Source organism: Caballeronia sp. ATUFL_F1_KS4A (assembly GCF_023630905.1).
GTDB lineage: Bacteria > Pseudomonadota > Gammaproteobacteria > Burkholderiales > Burkholderiaceae > Caballeronia > Caballeronia zhejiangensis.
The window spans coordinates 347,643-366,586 of record NZ_JALQEB010000002.1; the positions used below are offsets into that span (position 1 = coordinate 347,643).

Below are 18,944 nucleotides of genomic sequence, written 5' to 3' on the forward strand. Positions count from 1 at the left end.
CGCCATGAGGTGCGCCGCACTGCTGACAGCGATAGGTTGGCACATTCGTGCCCTCCAAGTCCGACTGCGCATCGCTGATCGTGGGGACTGTTGCTTGCAGTTGCCCAGGGCTATTCGAGGCCCCCGTGGCAGTGACAGGAGCGATACCCAGGGCGCCGCAAGTGACGCCGAAAAGCAGCATTGCCGAAATTCGTTTCATATCCATCTCCAAGAAGATGGCCGGGGATGATCTTCGAGACTCGAAAATTGATCCCGACCGAGCTTGCCTGCGACGATAGGCAACCCCAATTCTGCAGACAGAACGATCGTGCTTTTATAGGTGTTTACCCAAATATTGGGATTTTGGATTGTGCGGAGTTTCCTGATAGCTAATTTGTCTGTGGAATCGGGCAGCTGTGACGAATTTTGGATTGGACGGTTATGCTGGCGCCAAGACATTCAGCGCTGGTAAGCCAGCCTTGATAGCGTTCATGCTTCGGCGTTCTCGTCCACAGATTTTGTAGGGGAGTAAGCCAAGATAAGTAATCCTGTGATGAGAGGTAACGTTAAAGCGATCGACGTCGCGGCGAATGTTTGTCCGTACCGCAAACCATCAATAGCAATTGCGACCAATGGAAATACTGCGAATACGATCGATGCTTTGGACGGTGATGTGCTTTGTTGTATTTTGAAGAACGACAAGATTGCGACGACATTCGCGAATACAGCCAGGTAGACGACGGCGCCAATCGACTCAGTCGAGAATACGTCGACCGATGGGTGCTCGAAGATGAGCGCTGCGGCCAGCAGCACTAGCCCTGCAAGGGTACACGGTAAGGCATTAAAGGTGAGTGCAGGGACGTAACAAGCGTGCTTCTTGAGCTGCACATTGAAGAATCCATGAAGTACCAATGCAACGAGGAACGCAAGCAGTGCAACGAGAGTTTCGGCGTTAGGAATATCGAGCTCGCGATGAAGTATGAAGAACAGTGAAGCGCTCGACAAGGCTAGGCCCGATATCTTCCTGTAACATAGCCTTTCGTTAAGCAAAAAGACCGACAGGAATAAGACAATTACAGGCATATTCGCTGCCAATAACGCGGCGTGTCTGGGACTCAGTCTCTGTTCGCCCCACATTAACAAGCTAAATGGGATAATGAAATATCCGGCGGTGATCAGAAACTGAAGCCAACGCTGCCCTCGAGGGAAGAGGAGTGGAGCCCGTCTTAATGAAAGTAAGATTAGCAAGAGCGGTGAAGCAACCAAAAATCGCAACGCTGTCGCGGTAACGGGTGGAATTGTCTCGACCGCGATGCTCATCGCAGTCCATGTAGAGCTCCAAATAAGGACAACAACGATAAAGAGCAGTACAGTGCTTATTCTTTTCATATAAGTAGGCATCCTAAGGTTGCGCTACCTGCGCTTCCGCTTGCGTTGAGTTGATCTGATGACGCCTAGAGCGGTGCTATCGGGGTTGCGCTTCAGGGAGCGAGTTGACGAATGCCGTTAGTTTTAACTATTCGATAATCACTAGCAATAAGACGCGGGAAGGGATCCGATAGGACATTTAAGAGCCCTTCGGCTTACCCCGGTGTCCGTGTGCTCTGTATCTGTCGTGCACTACTCGGCATCGCCGTCGGGCGATAGAGTCCACATTAGCCAACGATTTATTTTTCGCTTTCGCCGGCTTCAGCGAGTGAACAAACCAGCGGTTCGTGCAAGATGACCTTATGAGGGGTGTCGTCCGTTGCAACAGGTGAGAGGCCGATCGAAGAGGCGAAAGCCGCCTAGGACTCCAAGCGCTCTTGTCTGCTGGCACAGGACTATCGTAGCGAACAGCAAGAACTGCTGAACTCTGAAAGATAATCCGAGTTAGGGTTGCGGTGTCAGCACCTGTTTGGCGGGCCTAAACGGTGTGAAGGTATAAGCGCCCCGAGACAAGCCCGAGGCGTGTGATGCGACTTAACGCTTACCGACTATCAAATATTGGAACGTCGCCTTATTTGTACGTGGCACCACCTTGCCAGTTTGGTCTATGACAAAAGGTGGGCGTAGACAGTTACTTTTCCGCCAGACTCCGTATAACTGTATGGCAGCGTTGCCGATCCCACATCGCTAAAAAGGGCGCCCTCAATACCGAGCGGACCGCTTTCTGAAACGTCGATCGTGTACGAATGTTCGGAAGGAGGAATGTCAGCTTTTCCATAGATAAGGGGTGAATACCCAAAATCTGCAATTCGACTTAGAGAAACGTTGTTCATAAAAAACCTCGACGTAGATTGCGTCCGATGGCGGCCGAAGCGGTGAAGGACGCATAACCTCAGTTGATTAAACAAAAAGCCGGTATGATTTATGGATTAATGGTTCACAACGTCCTCCTGCATCAAACGCAACATCAACTTACTGCTGGGGGGGCGGCGAGTCGCCCTGCGACGCATTAATTGGCTCTACAACTGCGGCTGACTCGAAAACGCCTTCAAAAAGCGCACGCGTATTGCGCCAGTGTGTGGAACGGAAGCGGTCCGTGCAAATGACTTTGACGAGCTGTGTAGCTTCACCGCAGCCTACTCATGAATTCAGTCAAAGCCCGAGGTACGTGATCGTCCAACCTTCGTAGACAAAAAAGTAAATCTGCTTCCGCTGTGGATAAAAACAGTTCGGATCGAGTGCCGGTGACAACGTAAAGGATGTCGACTCCTTCTTTTGCGATCAGATTCAGATACCGTGCATCGGGTAACCGACGACCATTTTCGTAGAGCGTTTGTGTCTTCGCACTTACACCTGCCTTCACGGCAAATTCCTTTTGCGATAACCCTAGTTTCTTTCGCTCAGCTCGCAGACGCGAAGGCATCTTTCTCATTCGTGATCGCAGAATCTAGTCGTTAATCGGAGCGTGACCGAAGGTCCGTTGCCAAGCTACTACCTAAGATGGAATCGTAGCGGTAACTGCCAAATGGTGAGATGGACCGGCTCCCCGAACGGTGAGGATCGAGCGCCTCGAACAAACCGAACGGTGCATTTGAGGACAAAACTGCTGTTTGCGTCTGCTGCGACGGCCGCGGACGGAATTGGCGGCCCAGAGACGTACGGTGCGAGAACTCATCCAACGTTCGATCCCTTTGAGCCCGACGCGCCGAGCAACCAAGTTGGAGACCATAAAGCATATAGTGGCGTCGCCACGGGAACGTGGCGCAGACAGTTGAGCACCGTCAATCCCGGAGGAAAGTGACAATGTTTCGCGCGTTATGCGGGTCTAATATAGAGTACGGTATGGGTCTGGCGGGCTCGACGTTTGCAGCGGGATATCAACGGTGAATGTTGGCGTCCCGCAAATCCGCTCAGCGGTGACTCGGATTGCCAACGAACGGGCCTCTGGGTCTACTTCACGACAAAGCTGCCAAGAGCGCGGTGCGATGTAACGCTGTGCAATTACGAAGGTTCTATTAGATGGCAATAGGGCGATGATTGGGGAGACAAAAACCAGATGCTCGCCCTCGTTTTGTATGATGACGTCGCCGTGGGGAGTTAAAGACGCCGACAAAGCATGTTGTGGGTCATCCAGGCTCCTGAGCTCGGACGGGCGTACAAGCAGAGGTATTGATGCTTCCGCTTCCTGACAGTCGGCAGACCGGGAGGATTCTAGCCATGCGAACCGGGCTCGAAACAATTGCTCTGTATCCGCATGACCGGCGACCAAAATGTAGTCGATCCTTGTCGCCTCACCCGCCCGCAGTTCAGCCATTAAGGGCATTACCATAATAGAAGTAGCTTGGCTTTCCGGAAGGCGATGAATCGAGGGAAAGAGCACGATCGGTGCATCGCTAACATTTCGAACCGCGACGCTCGCTCGTCGCGTTTCCGTTTCGAGCGTGATCGCACGGGCCTCAATCAAGAGGGCTTGTGTAAGCAGCTTGGGCAGCGTCGTTGGGCAGGACTCGAAAGTGGTGGTCCTCGGTGACTCTGCTCTGAGTCTACTGACAAGTCGTTTGCTTCCATATTGGAGCTTCGCGACTAGCGATCGAGTTCTCATCTTTCGCAGTGGTGTCGACATGGGACCTCCCTTAAGTAGTTGCAAATATCTTAGATCTCCAGGCAGGCGAATGCGGAGCGTGCTGATTTTGGAGACCATCTGAATAATCTGCAATCAGACGGTTAATTCATCTTCATCTGATTGGTCCGATATTTGTTCGCCATTGTTGCTAGTAGTCCGCGATCTCGCTAATGCAATCGCGGTGCTGCGATCGGCATTTTCGTACATGTCCGATTGAGATGCCTTGTTTAGTCGTTTAGTCTTGGCGACTAGCGTCATTCGCTTCAGGTGTGTCACCTTTTTGCGCTTTTGTCGAGTCAATTGGTAAAAAATAATGTCAATTAACGTTCTGTCCGCTGAAAGTCATCCACTGACAGCGCTCGGTATCGAATCACTTCTTCGTGGCTGCGAAGGTGTCAACTTGGTTGCAACGGTACGACAAATTGGAGAACTTCCAGAAATCGTCTCAACGAATAATTTCAACGTTGTTGTCACAGGACGTGAGGCAGCGTGTGAAGCGAACGGAAACGCATTCAGGCCGCTCGTAAAAATTATCTTGGACGATCACCCGGAAGTGGGTGTGGTTTTGCACTCTTGCATCCGAAATGCCGCGTACGTGTCGACTTTGGCGCAGTTGGGGGTGCACGCCATTCTTGATAAAGAAGACATTATCGATTTTCTGCCGGCTGCAATTTCAGCTGCACACGCGAAGGCGAGCTATATCTCTCCCACTCTTGCAGACTCGACTGCCCCTAATTTGCGGGGCGGCGCAGACGCTAAGCCTCTATCTCGCTGCGAAGTAAATGTGATGAAATCCGTATTAGCAGGATTGTCCGTAAAGGAAATTTCCCTGACCCTATTCCGATCGAAACAGACGATCAGTACACACAAAAAGAACGCGATGCGGAAGTTACAGGTGAACTCAGACGCAGAGTTGTTTCGCGTTTTTTCGGCTCCAGACTTCACGCTGATCGAGATCGGATCCGCTTGCTCGTCATCATGGCCTTCGTGAGGCAGCCGTGAAGGTGTTTAAGTCTTTTTATCGGCAGTACAAATCGTGGCGTCGAATCCGGCTTTCGATGCATCTCATCGCCGTGATTTTCATCTCAGGATGCGCCAATTCATACACTGAGCACTATCAGTCGTTCGTTATGCCCGCCGCTACGGGCATTGGGCAAAGGGGCGCGGATATCGCCGTCTATGTGGCCGGGAATCTATCAGAGCGCGTCGATAAGTTGCTGGCAAAAGGATACGTGATCCTGGGAGTGTCGGCCTTTGTGAACAATGACGTCGGTCGCAACTATCAAGAGGCATTTGAATTTGGAAGGCAGAAAGATGCAGACATAGTCGTCTTATGGGACGCACCAGTGATTTCAGGCTCTCTTAACGTGCCTTCCGGCCTGCCTCCGAACTTTTGTAAGTTCGCCTCATACCCGTGCGGGGCGACAACTGTTCCGTTGCCCGCCCGAGCTTATTTTGGCATTGCAATGGCTCGAGCCTCTGAAAGCGAGCGGTAGCGGGCGACGAACCGCTACGCCTTACGCTGCAATTTTGTTTTGGGATTTCTACGTTAGGCCGACTTGACGATGCGTAACCGGCCCTTCTTTGCTACCTCCGCCGGCTTCAAGTTTGTGTAGCGTTTGAGGTTTCGCCAGTCCTTGTGACCAGTGACGGCTGCAACCTCGGGAATCTCCCAACCCGCTTCGAAAAGGGCGCTCGTCGCTTCATGCCGCAGATCATGCAATCGAAGGTCGACGATTCCCTTTTCGTCGCACGCTTGCTTGAAATACTTGCTCGCGGTTCCCTTGTCGAACCGAAAGATGAATTCATTCTTATGTGGTGGCAAGTTCGGCTCCGTTTGTCGACGAGCGAGATATGAAGCCGGGACCGGATGACGCGGCTGGCGCATTAGCACCTCAAACGAATCACCGATTAGGGGCACCCATTCGTCGTTCCCAATTTTCTGACGCGGATGCTTCCGATCGCGCACTAGTGCGAGATGCTGTTCTTTGTCTATGTCGTCCCAGCGTAATGAAAATAGCTCGCCGCGGCGAAATGCGCATTGCATGGCCACACGCAGCAAGTCAGGCATCGCCTGTTCCCGCTCTGGGTGTTCGGCGAACCAGGCAAAAATCTTCTCGATCTCGTCACTCGTGGGGCGGCGCTCGCGCTTTTTTCCAGGACCAATCAAATGCAAGTGGTGTAACGCAGGCCGTGCTGTACCAACTGCGTCGGGGAGCACGACATCGAGAAGGGATGCCGTGTGCCGCATGACGGTGCCGAGCTTCGACAGATCCATGTCAACTGTATACTCGCCGGCTCCCGCGGCTCTGCGCATCTGGGCGAATTTCACGATTCGCTGGGTGTTGAGTCGTGCAGCAAGCTCGTCGCCAAATGCATCGCAGAGGCGCTTGAGGATGTAGTCTTCATTCGACTTGGCCGGTATGGCACGTCCAGAGTCCGACCGAGCTTCGCGGTACTTCGTGATCAGTAGCCCGACGGTAAGGTGATGCGCGTCGACAGGGTTGTTGCCCTTGTCAATCGCCGTCTCTTGGTCGCGAGCCCAGGCCAGGGCGGCGCTTTTCGTTTTGAAGGTCTTTGTTATACTCTGGCCCCGGCGACGCACTTGGGCGCGCCAGCGGCCACCGATTTGCAGAATCGATGCCACTTGATGTCCTCAATTTTGTAGCAGTGCCAGATCAGCTAAGGGGTGAGAATAGCGGTTCTGTAGCAAAATTGTAGCAAGGACGGCGGTAAATTGGGTTTCATTGCGTGTCACGGCGCTTCACTTAGGATGAGGCGGAATCGGCCGGAAACGCAAGCTGGATAAGGCTTTGACCGGGATTTATCTAGGTCAGCGTCTTCCCCATAGAAGAGTCTATCTCCCCGTAGTTCAATGGATAGAACGAGTGCCTCCTAAGCGCTAGATGCAGGTTCGATTCCTGCCGGGGGGACCACGATTCCCGCACGCCGTTTTTCCCCCTTCTTTTTCTTCGCCGTATCCGGTCCGCATTGGACCGCGCGCGCTTTCCCGTCGATAATGCGTCCACTCCGGTCACGCCATCACGGCTCGCGCGCTCATGACGGAAATTCAATCCGCGGTGCTCGTCTTCGTTCTCCTTCTGGCCAGCACGGGCATCGGCGCGATCGTGCGGCCGCTTCTGCCCGAGGAACACAAGGCGCAGGAGACGGTGCAACTGGTCCAGTTGCTCGTCGGCATGCTGGTCACGTTCGCGGCGCTCGTGCTCGGCCTTCTGACCGCATCGGCGAAAACGGTTTTCGACACGACCAACAACGACATGCGCAGCTACGCGTCCTCGATCATCGAACTCGATCGCACGATGCGCGACTACGGCGCCGAACTCGGTCACGCGCGGCAACTCCTGCGCAAATACACGGCGGCGGCGGTGGCGAGCACGTGGCCGAGCGAGCCGCGGCCGCCCGGCGAATATCCGGCGGTCGAGGCACCGAACAAGAACGACAGTCTCGCGAGCAGCACGCTCGGCGCCATGCTGAGCGAGGCGCAGCGCGAAGTGCGCTTGCTGGTTCCGCGCGATGACTATCATCGCCAGCTCGCGGTCGAAGCCGCCGCGCGCTTCGAGCAGCTGATCGCGCTGCGCTGGAAGCTGATCGAGGAGGCGCACGGATCGATTTCGTATCCGTTCGACCGGATTCTCGTCGGCTGGCTGCTCATCATCTTTCTGTGCTTCGGGCTGATCGCGCCGCGCAACGCGCTCTCGCTCGTGACGATCATGCTCGGCGCGCTGTCGATCGCGTCGGCGGTGCTCGTGATCCTCGATCTCGATACGCCGTTCACCGGGCCGATCATGGTCGGCAGCCAGCCGATGCGCGACGCGCTCTCCTACGAATCCCGCTGATGCTCTACGACGATCCGCGCCTCGTCGCGCTCTACGACGTCCTCAATCCGTTCGCCGCCGACACGGCGTTTTATCTCGCGCTGGCGCAATCGGCGCGGCACGTCGTCGATCTGGGTTGCGGCACGGGGTTGCTGGCTTGCGAGCTGGCCAAGCGCGGCCATCGCGTGACGGGCATCGATCCGTCGCCGCAGATGCTGCGCGTCGCGCGCTCGCGTCCCGACGGCAACGAGGTGACGTGGATCGAAGGCGACGCGAGCGCGCTGCCGTTCGTCGGCGCGGCCGATCTGCTCGTGATGACGGGCCACGTCGCGCAAGTCTTTCTCGACGATGACGCGTTTCTCGCGACGCTCAAAGCCGCGCGCCGGGCGATCCGGCCGGGCGGCGCGATCGCGTTCGAGAGCCGCCATCCGGCGGCGCGCGCGTGGGACAACTGGACGCGCGAGCGTTCGTCGAGATGCGTGAGCGCGCCCGATGGACGCGCGGTGGAAGTGTGGCAGGAGCGGCACGCCGAGCCCGATCCGCTTTCGACGGGACGCGTCGCGTTCACGACGCATTACCGCTTCATGCCGACGCCCGACGCGCCGGAGCAAACGCTGAGCGCCGTGAGCGAGCTGCGCTTTCGCACGCGTGACGAACTTGCGCGCTTGCTGACCGATGCGGGTTTCGCAAAAATCGACTGGTTCGGAGACTGGAACCGCGCGCCGGTCGATGAAGTGAGCCGCGAGTTGATCGCGGTGGCGCGCTGACTGGATCAAGTTCAATCCCCTGACTTAACGCGTTGGCATTCTGTCCAGCGGATCAATGTTCTTCGCATTGTTTGAACCTCGGCGCGCGGTGTCATGCGCGAACCCTATGCCTTTCGCCGGGATCGATAAGTTGACGCGCCGAAAACCTCGGACGTTTGCAATCTAATTCGCGATATTATCCTGATAATAGGCTTTATACAAATAGCAGTTGCGCATCTAAACCTGTACATCGGAAAACAATTTATCACAGAATAAACGCCGAAATTTCCTAAATCATCGTTGTATTCAGCGCATCATGATCGACCTGTGAGCATCGGCGATTACACTTATAGTGTTCAGGCCTTAGCGGAAGATGCGAAGGTTAATTCCGAAGGTCTGCTGAAGGGCAAGCGTCTGTTGATTTTCGGCAATTATCGGGGATAAGCTTTGGACGCAATCTGAGTACTATGCGTACAATTCAGAACATCTTGCGAACTACGTTTACGCAAATCGAAATGGAAATGGCCACGAAGAGAGTGGGGATGGCTATAAGTATGGCGGACGGGGATTCATCCAAACCACTGGTCGCGCGAACTACAGATCATTCATGGAAGAGCATAATCGTCGTTCGCCCGAGGACGTGAGGGATTTCGTTCAGTTCCCAGAGTTATTGTCAGATCTAAACTATGCAGTCGAATCTGCCTACGTCTTTTGGTCTAGAAATTCGCTTAACGCGATCGCTGACAGCGGTACCGTGGTCAATGTTACGAGAAGAGTCAACGGCGGGCAAAAGGGGCTTGCTGATCGATTGGCAAGATTCAATCGAATCGCACATTTACTGAATCTGCCAGCGGAGCGATAATGAAAAAATTTGCGTTACTTGCCGCAGGCATATTCGAACTTTTATGTGGTGATACGGCTCGTGCCGAAGGGTTGTGTTCAACTAAAGAGGCGGTAATTTTTAATTGTGAATTTTCTCGGTCGACGAGCTCGCTATGCGAGTCGAGTGATGGTTCTGTCATCTATCGAGCAGGACTGCGAGGGAAAGTTCGTATGGAATTATCAAGCAAAGACAGCAAGACGAAGTTCTATTTATCGTCTAGGCCACTGGTTGGTGGCGGCGAGGTGCATGTGCGTTTCGAGAACGACGGATACGTTTATTATTTGTTCGACAGAATGGTGCTGGCGAGGGATGAAAGCGATTCCAGCGCTGGAGTGATCGCATTTAGAAAAGGTCGAAAGGTATTCGACCGACGGTGCGACAATGACGCGTCAGTACGACAAAGGGGCTACGAAGTCTTACCGCGAGAAGATTTTAGGGACATAGGTGCTAAATAAAAGTGGTCTGATTAGGTATGGGAGCTTGCTGAATCAAGTCTCCTTGGTCACTGGAGACCGTGCTCACGCCTACTTTATGAATAAGCTATCAGGCTCATTCTCAAGCGAACGGCGCCGCGCGGCGTTGGAAATCGGCTAAAAAGTTGTGGCGATAAGTTCTCAGGGCTGTTAATTGTAAAAGAACACGAGCGTTTAAGGGAGGAATTTGCAAACATCAACGCGCAGAAAGCAACGGAAGTCGCGTTGCGCGAGAAAGCAGAAAGCGATGCGGTGATGTTGAGTAGCAGGCTGGCGGCGCTAGAATTGCGCCATGACCGACTGCTTCATGCCGCGCGCATCGTAGCGTCATATCTGCAAAGTAGATTGGTCACAACCAGATGGCGCACCCGCCACCTTGTCGCGATGCTAAAACTTTGCGATTGACAGGGCCTGCGCCGCGCCGCCAATTAGGCGCGGCGCCAGCATCAAAACTCGACGACGACGAAATCGGCCTTGCCCACGTCGCACAGCGGGCAGCGCCAGTCGGCGGGGATGTCGTCGAAACGGGTTCCGGCAGCGATGCCATCGTCCGGCAGACCTTCTTCCTCGTTGTAGATCCAGCCGCAAATCAGGCAGACCCAGCTTTTGAATTCGATGACTTCGCTCACGACAGACTCTTGATTCGAAAGAAATAAACGGACCGCGTGCGTTCGAAGACGATGCGCGGTGCAGCGAGCCGGCATCTTACCGTAATCGGCGCGATCGTTCCCCGATCGCCGTAGGCAGGATGGTCCCGATTCCGGCGTGCCGAAAGCCCGGTGTATGCTTTTCGAGGCTCCGGCGCCGACTCGCGCCATCGACCGGTTTCACAACGTGGAGAAAACGATGAAGAAAAAGCTCTTGGGCGCGATGCTGACGGGCGCGGTCCTGCTCACCCAGTACGCCGGCGCGGCGCATGCGCAGGCGCGCGTCTATTTCGTCGAACCGAAGGATGGCGCGACCGTCACGAGCCCCGTGCACGTCAGATTCGGCGTCGACGGCATGTCGGTCGCTCCGGCGGGCACGATGACCGATGGAACCGGCCATCACCACCTGCTGATCGATAGCAAGCCGCTGCCCAAAGGCACCGTGATTCCCGCGAACGACACGTCGCTGCACTTCGGCAAGGGCCAGACCGAAGCCGACGTGAAGCTGCCGCCCGGCGATCACACGCTGACAATGCAGTTCGGCGACGGCGCGCACCGCTCGTACGGCCCCGAAATGAGCCAGACGATCAAGGTGCACGTGCAGTAAGTTGTTTCGGCACGACGCGAGGAAAGGCCGCCACGGAGCGCATCCGGGCGGCCTTTCGCGCTTGCTGGCGCCGCGCGCCTCGTCCGTTCGGCCAATGGCGGATGCAGCGTGCGTGATCGCGCGCCGCGCCCGGTACAATGGCCGCTTCCATCGGTTGCTCGCGTGTTCGGCGCCGATTCTTCGCCATTCATCCGGTTTTCCCATGTCGCTTTATTCCATCTCGGACGCGCAGCTCGCGTTCGGCCACGTCGCATTGCTCGACCACGCCGACTTCTCGCTCGAAGCGGGCGAGCGTGTCGGGCTGATCGGCCGCAACGGCGCGGGCAAGTCGTCGCTTCTCAAGATCGTCGCGGGGCTCGCCGCGCCCGACGACGGGCTCGTCACGCGTCAGAGCGAGCTCACGACCGTCTACGTGCCGCAGGAACCCGAGTTCGATCTCGACGCATCCGTGTTCGATGTCGTCGCGTCCGGCCTCACCGAAGCGCGCGCGTTGCTCGACGAGTACGACGCCGTCGCGCACGCGCTCGCCGATACGCCCGAAGGCGCGAAGCACGACGAGCTGCTCGTGCGCATGAACGCGCTGCAGTCGGCGCTCGATACCCGCGACGCGTGGAACTGGCGCACGCGCGTCGCGACGACACTCGCGCAGATCGGTCTCGATGGCGATGCCCGCGCAGGCGATCTGTCCGGCGGCATGAAAAAGCGCGTGGCGCTGGCGCGCGCGCTCGTCGTTCAGCCCGACGTGCTGCTACTCGACGAGCCGACCAACCACCTCGACTTCGACGGCATCCGCTGGCTGGAGGAACTGCTCGTCACGTTGCGCACGGGCCTGCTCTTCATCACGCACGATCGCGCGTTTCTGGATCGCGTGGCGACGCGCATCGTCGAACTGGATCGCGGTCGGTTGCTGTCGTATCCCGGCAATTTCAGCGCGTATCAGACGAGGAAGGCGCAACAGCTCGAAGTCGAGCAGATCGAACAGGCGAAGTTCGACAAGCTGCTCGCGCAGGAAGAAGTGTGGATCCGCAAAGGCGTCGAGGCGCGGCGCACGCGCAGCGTCGGACGCATCGCGCGGCTCGTCGAAATGCGCAAGGAACGCGCCGAGCGCCGCAACGTGCAGGGCAATGTCAGGCTCGATGTCGGGCAGGGCGAGAAGTCCGGCAAGATCGTCGCCGAACTGACCGATGTGACCAAGCGCTACGGCGAACGCACGATCGTCGACCGGTTCACGGCAACTGTCATGCGCGGCGACAAGATCGGTCTCGTCGGCCCGAACGGCGCGGGCAAGACCACGCTGCTCAAGCTCATCCTCGGCGAACTGCAGCCCGACGAAGGCCGCGTGCGGACCGGCACCAACATTCAGGTCGCGTATTTCGATCAGATGCGCGCGCAGCTCGATCTCGACAAATCGCTTGCCGACACCATCAGTCCCGGCAGCGAATGGGTCGAAGTGAACGGCGTGAAGAAGCATGTCATGAGCTATCTCGGCGACTTCCTGTTCGCGCCCGAACGCGCGCGCTCGCCGGTGCAGTCGCTGTCCGGCGGCGAGCGCAATCGCCTGCTGCTCGCGCGCCTTTTCGCGCGGCCGGCGAACGTGCTGGTGCTCGACGAGCCGACCAACGATCTCGACATCCCGACGCTCGAACTGCTCGAAGAACTGCTGGCGGATTACGACGGCACCGTGTTGCTCGTGAGCCACGACCGCGCGTTCCTCGACAACGTCGTGACGTCGGTGTTCGCCGCGGAAGGCGGCGGCAAGTGGCGCGAATATGTCGGCGGTTTCTCCGACTGGCAGGTTCAGCGCGAACGTTCGGAGCGCATTGCTGAAGAAGCGGCGCGTCAGACCGCGAAGGACACGCCGAAAGACGATGCGCCGAAAGACAGCGCCGCCGGCCGCAATGCGCAGCGCACGGTGAAGCTGTCGTTCAAGGAACAGCGCGAACTCGAAGCGCTGCCGGGGCGCATCGCCGAACTCGAAGACGAGCAGAAGGTTATCGGCGCGCAACTCGAAGACGGCTCGATCTTCGCGAAGGACGCGAAGGAAGGCGCGCGTCTTTCCGAGCGACACGCGGCGATCGAAGAGGAGTTGCTCGTCGCCCTCGAGCGCTGGGAAGAGCTCGAAGCGAAGCGCAAATAGCGGCTCGCGCCCGCTGTGCGTGTGCCGAACGCATGTACGCGAACGAAGCGCGTTTTATCGCGCCGAGGTGGGCGCGGCGGGCGAAAACCGCTATTCTCCTAGCGCGGCTCGGATCGGCGGGCGTTTTTTTGCCTCGCTTTCAACGCATCCGGCCAGGCACAACATCAAGCATTTGCCGGCAGATCGGGCGTCATGTCGTGACATTCCGTCAGGCGTTCGAGAGCCGGATCAACGTTCAACTATGTCCACGAAAAAATCCAGCGCAATGGCGACAGGCACTGAACGAGGCAAGCGCCAGGTCATGAACGCCAAGGCAGCCGGCTACAGCGAAGCATCGATCAAGGTGCTCAAGGGCCTGGAGCCGGTCAAGCAGCGGCCCGGCATGTACACGCGGACCGAGAATCCGCTGCACATCATTCAGGAGGTGATCGACAACGCCTCCGACGAAGCGCTCGGCGGCTTCGGCAAGCAAATCACCGTCACCGTGCATCAGGACAACTCCGTGACCGTCGAGGACGACGGCCGCGGCATTCCTTTCGGCCTGCATCCGGAAGAAGGCGTGCCGGTAGTCGAGATCGTCTATACGCGGCTGCATGCGGGCGGCAAGTTCGATAAGGCCGCGGGCGGCGCCTATACGTTCTCGGGCGGTCTGCACGGCGTCGGCGTCTCGGTGACGAACGCGCTCGCAACCCGTCTCGAAGTCACCGTCTGGCGCGACAACAAGGTCGCGCAGCTTGCGTTTTCCAATGGCGACGTCATCGAAGAACTGACGACGCGCCCAGCCGAACGCGGCGCGAAGAAGAGCGGCACGCGCGTGCGTACATGGCCGAATCCGAAGTATTTCGACTCGCCGAATCTGCCGCTCGGCGAATTGCAGCGCCTCCTGCGTTCGAAAGCCGTGCTGTTGCCGGGTGTCGAAGTGGTGCTCGTCATCGAGAAAACGGGCGAGCGTCAGACGTGGAAATACGAAGACGGTCTGCGCGGTTATCTGCTCGAAGGCATGGGCGGCAGCGAACTGCTGATTCCGTTGTTCGAAGGCGAACGCTACGCGGAAAGCTCGAAGAACACCGAGGAAACGTTCGCGGAAGGCGAGGGCGCGTCGTGGGTCGTCGCGTGGACCGAGGAAGGGCCGCTGCTGCGCGAATCGTATGTCAACCTCATTCCGACGCCCGCGGGCGGCACGCATGAATCCGGTCTGCGCGACGGTCTCTTTCAGGCGGTGAAGAACTTCGTCGAGATTCACAATCTCCAGCCGAAGGGCGTCAAGCTGCTCGCGGAAGACGTGTTCGCGCGCGTGTCGTTCGTGCTGTCGGCGAAGGTGCTCGATCCGCAGTTCCAGGGGCAGATCAAGGAACGCCTCAATAGCCGCGATGCCGTGAAGCTCGTGTCGTCGTTCTCGCGGCCGGCGCTGGAGTTGTGGCTCAATCAGCACGTCGAATACGGCAAGAAGCTCGCGGAGCTCGTGATTCGCCAGGCGCAGGCGCGCACGCGCGCGGGCCAGAAGATCGAGAAGAAGAAGAGTTCGGGCGTCGCCGTGTTGCCGGGCAAGCTCACCGATTGCGAATCGACGGATATCTCCCGCAACGAACTCTTTCTCGTCGAGGGCGATTCGGCGGGCGGCTCCGCGAAAATGGGCCGCGACAAGGAGTTCCAGGCGATTCTCCCGTTGCGCGGCAAGGTGCTGAATACGTGGGAAACGGAACGCGACCGGCTCTTCGCGAACAACGAAGTGCATGACATCGCGGTGGCGATCGGCGTCGATCCGCACGGTCCCGACGATCAGATCGATCTGTCGAATCTGCGCTACGGCAAGATCTGCATTCTCTCCGATGCGGACGTCGACGGCGCGCACATTCAGGTTCTGCTGCTCACGCTCTTCTTCAAGCATTTCCCGCAACTGATCGAGCGCGGCCATGTGTGCGTCGCGCGTCCGCCGTTGTTCCGCGTCGATGCGCCCGCGCGCGGCAAGAAGCCCGCGCAGAAGCTCTACGCGCTCGACGAAGGCGAACTCGAAGCGATCCTCGACAAGCTGCGCAAGGACGGCGTGCGCGAAACGGCGTGGACCATCAGCCGCTTCAAGGGCCTCGGCGAAATGAGCGCCGAACAGCTCTGGGACACGACGATGAACCCGGACACGCGCCGTCTTCTGCCGGTCGCGCTCGGCGATCTCGGCTTCGATCTCACCGTTTCGCGCATGACGATGCTGATGGGCAAGGGCGAAGCGGCCTCGCGCCGAAGCTGGCTCGAAGAAAAGGGCAACGAAGTCGAAGCGGACATCTGACGGAACGCATTAACACGGACATTCGATGGGAATCACAGACGATCTCTTCGCCGAACAGACTGCACCGGACGGCGAACAACTGACGCTCGGCGATTACGCCGAACGTGCTTATCTCGACTACGCGGTGAGCGTGGTGAAGGGCCGCGCGCTGCCCGACGTGTGCGATGGACAGAAGCCCGTGCAGCGCCGCATTCTCTACGCGATGAGCGAGATGGGCCTCGCGGCCAACGCCAAGCCGGTGAAGTCGGCGCGCGTGGTCGGCGACGTGCTGGGTAAATATCACCCGCACGGCGATCAATCGGCGTACGACGCGCTCGTGCGTCTCGCGCAGGACTTTTCGATGCGCTATCCGCTCATCGACGGCCAGGGCAATTTCGGCTCGCGCGACGGCGACGGCGCGGCGGCCATGCGATACACCGAAGCGCGTCTGACGCCGATCGCGCGCTTGCTGCTCGATGAAATCGATCAGGGCACGGTCGATTTCATGCCGAACTACGACGGCTCGTTCGAAGAGCCGAAGCTATTGCCCGCGCGCTTGCCGTTCCTGTTGCTGAACGGCGCATCGGGCATCGCGGTCGGGCTGGCGACGGAAATTCCGTCGCACAATCTGCGCGAAGTCGCGCAAGCCGCTGTCGCGATGATCCGCGATCCGAAGATCGGCCACGCGGGCTTGATGGAGAAACTGCCCGGACCGGATTTCCCCGGCGGCGGGCAAATCATTTCATCGCCGACGGAAATCTCGACGGCCTACGAAACCGGACGCGGCAGCCTGAAGGTGCGTGCGCGCTGGAAGATCGAGGATCTCGCGCGCGGCCAGTGGCAGGTCGTCATCACGGAATTGCCGCCGGGCGTGTCGAGCCAGAAAGTGCTCGAGGAAATCGAGGAACTCACGAATCCGAAGATCAAGCTCGGCAAGAAGACGCTCACGCCCGAGCAGGTGCAGACCAAGCAGTCGATGCTCGCGCTGCTCGACGCCGTGCGCGACGAGTCGGGCAAGGACGCGCCCGTGCGGCTCGTGTTCGAGCCGAAGTCGAGCCGTATCGATCAGACCGAGTTCGTCAACACGCTGCTCGCGTACACGAGCCTCGAATCGAACGCGTCGATCAACCTCGTGATGATCGGCTCGGATGGCCGGCCGCGTCAGAAGGGCATCGTTGAGATCCTGCACGAGTGGATCGGCTTTCGCTTCGTCACGGTGACGCGGCGCACGCAGCATCGTTTGGGCAAGGTCAACGACCGCATCCATATTCTCGAAGGACGAATGATCGTCTTCCTGAACATCGATGAAGTCATCCGCATCATCCGCGAGTCGGAGGAACCGAAGCAGGCGCTGATCGCGCGCTTCAATCTCTCCGACCGGCAGGCCGAAGACATTCTCGAGATTCGTCTGCGTCAGTTGGCGCGGCTGGAGGCGATCAAGATCGAACAAGAGTTGTCCGACTTGCGCGACGAAAAGACGAAGCTCGAAGAACTGCTCAACAGCGACGCCGCGATGAAGCGCGTGCTGATCAAGGAAATCGAAGCGGACGCGAAGCAGTACGGCGACGAGCGCCGCACGCTGATTCAGCAGGAGAAGCGCGCGACGTTCGAGGCGCGTGTCGTCGACGAACCGGTGACGGTGGTCGTGTCGCAGAAGGGCTGGGTGCGCGCGCTGAAGGGCCACGGGCTCGATCCGGCGGGCTTCACGTTCAAGCAGGGCGACGGGCTGTACGCCGCGTTCCAGGCGCGCACGCCGGATTCGCTCGTCGCGTGGGGCAGCAAGGGTCGCGTGTATTCGGTGCCGGTTTCGGCGTTGCCGGGCGGACGCGGCGATGGCGTGCCGGTGACGTCGCTGATCGAGCTCGAATCGGGCACGCATCTGCTGCATTACTTCGCGGCGAATGCTGAACAACAACTGCTGCTGGCATCGAGTAACGGCTTCGGCTTCATCGCGAAGCTCGGCGACATGGTGAGCCGCCAGAAGGCCGGCAAGGCGTTCATGACGATCGACGAAGGCGCGGCACCGCTCGCGCCGATGCCCGTCATTCCGGGCGCGATCTATGTCGCGTGCTTGTCGAGCGCGGGCAAACTGCTCGTCTTCGGCATGGACGAGATGAAGACGTTGTCGGGCGGCGGTCGCGGCGTCATTCTGATGGGCCTCGATCCGAAGGAAACGCTGCGCCAGGCGCTCGCCATCGATGCGCGCGGCGTGATGATGATCGGCACCGGGCGCGGCGGGAAGGTGAGGGACGAGAAGCTCAGCGGATCGCAGTTGCAACTGCATCTCGGCAAGCGATCGAGAAAGGGAAGGGCGCCGGATTCGTCGTTGAAGGTGACGGAGCTGCGGCCGGTGTTCGAGGGGTGATGTTTCAATGGGGCGCCGCGCGCGCTCCATGACAGCATGAAGCCCGCTCAGTGCGGGCTTTTTATCGTCTGTCGTTCGCGAGATTCAGACATCAATCATTTCAACGCTTCTTGGCATCAGTCAACCCAAGCTCTCGCAGCTGATGCGTGGCCAGTTTCGCGGGCTCGGCGAGGCGAAGATGCTCGAACTGCTCGCGCGCCTTGGTCGCAATGTGCAGATCGTCGTCGGTCCACCGCGGCGCTCGGCGAAGCCGGGGCGGGAAAGCTGCCCGGCGGCCGATATCCGTCACTAAGGCAAGCCTCGGACTGGCATGGGGCATCGGCAAAACATATCCCATTCGCGCGATCCTTAGGGTCACGAATAATCCGGTTCTTTCGCGTGCCACGCTGTCATCGTCGAACAAAATCGGCCGGGCGGGGAACTCCACACTCCGCGCGTATTCCTATGCCTTGTGCCTGCACGTACTCAACAACTCAAATCAGCCCCGGAATTCACAATGAACAAAGCCATCGAAGCGGCGCTCTTTCTGCATTTGCTCGGCGTCGCCGTTTGGATAGGCGGAATGATCTTCGCGCATTTCTGCCTGCGTCCCGCGCTCGGCGATCTCACGCCGCAACTGCGTCTTCCGCTTTGGGAGTCGGTATTCGCGCGCTTCTTCAACTGGGTGGGCGCCTCGGTGATCGTCATCCTGCTCACCGGCGGTTTCCTGCTCATGCAATTCGGCGGCGGTCATGCGGCGTGGCCGCTGCACGCGATGGCCGGTCTCGGCATCGTAATGATGCTGATCTTCGGTCACATCCGCTTCGCCGTTTTTCCGCGCATCCGCCGCGCGGTGCAGGCGCAGAACTGGCCCGATGGCGCGAGGGCGGTCGGCACCGTGAGAAGGCTCGTCGTGATCAATCTCGTGCTGGGCGTCGTGACGATCGGCACGGCGGTTCTTTCGCGCGGCTTCTGATTCGA

Annotated in this window: 16 protein-coding genes and 1 tRNA gene; 12 read left to right on the top strand and 5 right to left on the bottom strand. The window is 58.4% G+C overall.

The window, feature by feature from the left end; all coding sequences use genetic code 11:
- Window positions 1-468: 468 nt before the first annotated feature.
- From NCS03_RS04775 to NCS03_RS31250, 3 genes are all read right to left on the bottom strand, one after another.
- Window positions 469-1,380: a DMT family transporter gene (locus NCS03_RS04775; RefSeq protein ID WP_350029351.1), complete on the bottom strand. Its 912-nt coding sequence runs from the start codon at window positions 1,378-1,380 to the stop codon at window positions 469-471.
- A gap of 1,153 nt (window positions 1,381-2,533) precedes the next feature.
- Complete coding sequence (locus tag NCS03_RS31245) at window positions 2,534-2,839, bottom strand: helix-turn-helix domain-containing protein (RefSeq protein WP_350029352.1); 306 nt, start codon at window positions 2,837-2,839, stop codon at window positions 2,534-2,536.
- A gap of 393 nt (window positions 2,840-3,232) precedes the next feature.
- A complete protein-coding gene (locus tag NCS03_RS31250) occupies window positions 3,233-4,108 on the bottom strand; it encodes a fimbria/pilus periplasmic chaperone (RefSeq protein ID WP_350029353.1) in 876 nt (291 codons plus the stop codon).
- 235 nt (window positions 4,109-4,343) lie between these two features.
- On the opposite strand from NCS03_RS31250, the gene NCS03_RS04780 reads away from it, so the two are divergent.
- Both NCS03_RS04780 and NCS03_RS04785 read left to right on the top strand, forming a co-directional pair.
- Window positions 4,344-5,021: a LuxR C-terminal-related transcriptional regulator gene (locus tag NCS03_RS04780; protein ID WP_250528857.1), complete on the top strand. Its 678-nt coding sequence runs from the start codon at window positions 4,344-4,346 to the stop codon at window positions 5,019-5,021.
- A 67-nt stretch (window positions 5,022-5,088) separates the two neighbouring features.
- Window positions 5,089-5,526: a hypothetical protein gene (locus tag NCS03_RS04785; protein WP_250528858.1), complete on the top strand. Its 438-nt coding sequence runs from the start codon at window positions 5,089-5,091 to the stop codon at window positions 5,524-5,526.
- 53 nt (window positions 5,527-5,579) lie between these two features.
- Here NCS03_RS04785 and NCS03_RS04790 read toward each other — a convergent pair whose 3' ends face one another.
- Window positions 5,580-6,677 carry a site-specific integrase gene (locus NCS03_RS04790; protein ID WP_250528859.1) on the bottom strand — a complete coding sequence of 366 codons (1,098 nt, stop codon included), beginning with the start codon at window positions 6,675-6,677 and terminating at the stop codon, window positions 5,580-5,582.
- A 214-nt stretch (window positions 6,678-6,891) separates the two neighbouring features.
- Between NCS03_RS04790 and NCS03_RS04795 the strand changes: the two genes are divergently transcribed.
- The 4 genes from NCS03_RS04795 (at window position 6,892) to NCS03_RS04810 (ending at window position 9,950) form a co-directional block, all read left to right on the top strand.
- Window positions 6,892-6,966, top strand: a tRNA-Arg gene (locus tag NCS03_RS04795).
- Between the two features lie 123 nt (window positions 6,967-7,089).
- Entirely contained in the window at window positions 7,090-7,887 is a 798-nt protein-coding gene (locus NCS03_RS04800; protein WP_008350748.1) for a bestrophin-like domain, read from the top strand.
- Window positions 7,887-8,633 carry a class I SAM-dependent methyltransferase gene (locus NCS03_RS04805; RefSeq protein ID WP_250528860.1) on the top strand — a complete coding sequence of 249 codons (747 nt, stop codon included), beginning with the start codon at window positions 7,887-7,889 and terminating at the stop codon, window positions 8,631-8,633. The genes NCS03_RS04800 and NCS03_RS04805 overlap by 1 nt, the downstream gene beginning before the upstream one ends.
- Window positions 8,634-9,473: 840 nt before the next feature.
- Window positions 9,474-9,950: a hypothetical protein gene (locus NCS03_RS04810; RefSeq protein ID WP_250528861.1), complete on the top strand. Its 477-nt coding sequence runs from the start codon at window positions 9,474-9,476 to the stop codon at window positions 9,948-9,950.
- 464 nt (window positions 9,951-10,414) lie between these two features.
- On the opposite strand, the gene NCS03_RS04815 is transcribed toward NCS03_RS04810, so the two are convergent.
- Window positions 10,415-10,597, bottom strand: a complete 183-nt coding sequence (locus NCS03_RS04815) for a rubredoxin (protein WP_008350739.1) — start codon at window positions 10,595-10,597, stop codon at window positions 10,415-10,417.
- Window positions 10,598-10,814: 217 nt separating this feature from the next.
- Between NCS03_RS04815 and NCS03_RS04820 the strand changes: the two genes are divergently transcribed.
- From NCS03_RS04820 to NCS03_RS04845, 6 genes are all read left to right on the top strand, one after another.
- Window positions 10,815-11,222 carry a DUF4399 domain-containing protein gene (locus tag NCS03_RS04820; RefSeq protein ID WP_033536673.1) on the top strand — a complete coding sequence of 136 codons (408 nt, stop codon included), beginning with the start codon at window positions 10,815-10,817 and terminating at the stop codon, window positions 11,220-11,222.
- A 202-nt stretch (window positions 11,223-11,424) separates the two neighbouring features.
- Window positions 11,425-13,359, top strand: coding sequence for an ATP-binding cassette domain-containing protein (locus NCS03_RS04825; protein WP_250528862.1), 1,935 nt, complete (start codon window positions 11,425-11,427; stop codon window positions 13,357-13,359).
- Between the two features lie 301 nt (window positions 13,360-13,660).
- Window positions 13,661-15,640 carry a DNA topoisomerase IV subunit B gene (locus NCS03_RS04830; protein WP_250528863.1) on the top strand — a complete coding sequence of 660 codons (1,980 nt, stop codon included), beginning with the start codon at window positions 13,661-13,663 and terminating at the stop codon, window positions 15,638-15,640.
- 25 nt (window positions 15,641-15,665) lie between these two features.
- Window positions 15,666-17,984 (top strand): DNA topoisomerase IV subunit A, encoded by a 2,319-nt coding sequence (gene parC / locus NCS03_RS04835; protein ID WP_250439413.1) that lies wholly within the window; start codon window positions 15,666-15,668, stop codon window positions 17,982-17,984.
- 97 nt (window positions 17,985-18,081) lie between these two features.
- A complete protein-coding gene (locus tag NCS03_RS31135) occupies window positions 18,082-18,276 on the top strand; it encodes a helix-turn-helix domain-containing protein (RefSeq protein ID WP_277621788.1) in 195 nt (64 codons plus the stop codon).
- A 204-nt stretch (window positions 18,277-18,480) separates the two neighbouring features.
- Entirely contained in the window at window positions 18,481-18,939 is a 459-nt protein-coding gene (locus NCS03_RS04845) for a CopD family protein (protein WP_008350729.1), read from the top strand.
- Window positions 18,940-18,944: the final 5 nt, after the last annotated feature.

What these genes read in the sequence shown, in the direction of transcription:
- NCS03_RS04775 (WP_350029351.1), bottom strand. Translation starts at nt 1,380, where the DNA reads ATGCCTACTTATATGAAAAGAATAAGCACTGTACTGCTCTTTATCGTT.
- NCS03_RS31245 (WP_350029352.1), bottom strand. Translation starts at nt 2,839, where the DNA reads ATGAGAAAGATGCCTTCGCGTCTGCGAGCTGAGCGAAAGAAACTAGGG.
- NCS03_RS31250 (WP_350029353.1), bottom strand. Translation starts at nt 4,108, where the DNA reads ATGGTCTCCAAAATCAGCACGCTCCGCATTCGCCTGCCTGGAGATCTA.
- NCS03_RS04780 (WP_250528857.1), top strand. Translation starts at nt 4,344, where the DNA reads ATGTCAATTAACGTTCTGTCCGCTGAAAGTCATCCACTGACAGCGCTC.
- NCS03_RS04785 (WP_250528858.1), top strand. Translation starts at nt 5,089, where the DNA reads ATGCATCTCATCGCCGTGATTTTCATCTCAGGATGCGCCAATTCATAC.
- NCS03_RS04800 (WP_008350748.1), top strand. Translation starts at nt 7,090, where the DNA reads ATGACGGAAATTCAATCCGCGGTGCTCGTCTTCGTTCTCCTTCTGGCC.
- NCS03_RS04805 (WP_250528860.1), top strand. Translation starts at nt 7,887, where the DNA reads ATGCTCTACGACGATCCGCGCCTCGTCGCGCTCTACGACGTCCTCAAT.
- NCS03_RS04810 (WP_250528861.1), top strand. Translation starts at nt 9,474, where the DNA reads ATGAAAAAATTTGCGTTACTTGCCGCAGGCATATTCGAACTTTTATGT.
- NCS03_RS04820 (WP_033536673.1), top strand. Translation starts at nt 10,815, where the DNA reads ATGAAGAAAAAGCTCTTGGGCGCGATGCTGACGGGCGCGGTCCTGCTC.
- NCS03_RS04825 (WP_250528862.1), top strand. Translation starts at nt 11,425, where the DNA reads ATGTCGCTTTATTCCATCTCGGACGCGCAGCTCGCGTTCGGCCACGTC.
- NCS03_RS04830 (WP_250528863.1), top strand. Translation starts at nt 13,661, where the DNA reads ATGAACGCCAAGGCAGCCGGCTACAGCGAAGCATCGATCAAGGTGCTC.
- parC (WP_250439413.1), top strand. Translation starts at nt 15,666, where the DNA reads ATGGGAATCACAGACGATCTCTTCGCCGAACAGACTGCACCGGACGGC.
- NCS03_RS04845 (WP_008350729.1), top strand. Translation starts at nt 18,481, where the DNA reads ATGAACAAAGCCATCGAAGCGGCGCTCTTTCTGCATTTGCTCGGCGTC.